Annotated in this window: 8 tRNA genes; all 8 read left to right on the forward strand. The window is 50.8% G+C overall.

The window, feature by feature from the left end:
- Position 1 precedes the first annotated feature (1 nt).
- The 8 genes from AC3E9F_RS08410 to AC3E9F_RS08445 all read left to right on the forward strand — a co-directional run bounded on the left by AC3E9F_RS08410 (position 2) and on the right by AC3E9F_RS08445 (position 702).
- Positions 2-74: transfer RNA gene (locus AC3E9F_RS08410), tRNA-Asp, on the forward strand.
- 18 nt (positions 75-92) lie between these two features.
- Positions 93-165, forward strand: a tRNA-Lys gene (locus AC3E9F_RS08415).
- A 5-nt stretch (positions 166-170) separates the two neighbouring features.
- Positions 171-252, forward strand: a tRNA-Leu gene (locus AC3E9F_RS08420).
- A gap of 12 nt (positions 253-264) precedes the next feature.
- A tRNA-Thr gene (locus AC3E9F_RS08425) sits at positions 265-337 on the forward strand.
- A gap of 27 nt (positions 338-364) precedes the next feature.
- Positions 365-436: transfer RNA gene (locus AC3E9F_RS08430), tRNA-Gly, on the forward strand.
- A 7-nt stretch (positions 437-443) separates the two neighbouring features.
- Positions 444-529 (forward strand) — tRNA-Leu (locus AC3E9F_RS08435).
- 11 nt (positions 530-540) lie between these two features.
- A tRNA-Arg gene (locus tag AC3E9F_RS08440) sits at positions 541-614 on the forward strand.
- Positions 615-628: 14 nt separating this feature from the next.
- A tRNA-Pro gene (locus AC3E9F_RS08445) sits at positions 629-702 on the forward strand.
- Positions 703-705: the final 3 nt, after the last annotated feature.

A 705-nucleotide genomic window follows, 5' to 3' on the forward strand; every position in this document is an offset into this window, starting at 1 on the left:
AGGTCCCGTAGTGTAGCGGTTATCACGTCGCCCTGTCACGGCGAAGATCGCGGGTTCGATTCCCGTCGGGACCGTAATAACGAAAGTTATTTGACTCGTTAGCTCAGTTGGTAGAGCAATTGACTTTTAATCAATGGGTCACTGGTTCGAGCCCAGTACGGGTCATATTTGCGGGTTTGGCGGAATTGGCAGACGCACCAGATTTAGGATCTGGCGCTTAACGGCGTGGGGGTTCAAGTCCCTTAACCCGCATAATAGAAATCAGCCGGCTTAGCTCAGTTGGTAGAGCATCTGATTTGTAATCAGAGGGTCGCGTGTTCAAGTCATGTAGCCGGCATTTTTTTTAATATAAACCAGAGTCGATGCGAACGTAGTTCAGTGGTAGAACACCACCTTGCCAAGGTGGGGGTCGCGGGTTCGAATCCCGTCGTTCGCTTATAGAGGCCGGGGTGGCGGAACTGGCAGACGCACAGGACTTAAAATCCTGCGATTGGTAACGATCGTACCGGTTCGATTCCGGTCCTCGGCATATATTGAAGAGCACCCTTAGCTCAACTGGATAGAGTACCTGACTACGAATCAGGCGGTTAGAGGTTCGACTCCTCTAGGGTGCATTAACAATTTAATTCGGGAAGTAGCTCAGCTTGGTAGAGTACTTGGTTTGGGACCAAGGTGTCGCAGGTTCGAATCCTGTCTTCCCGATTG

The organism is Streptococcus sp. SCPM-O-B-15277 (M60), assembly GCF_058200335.1.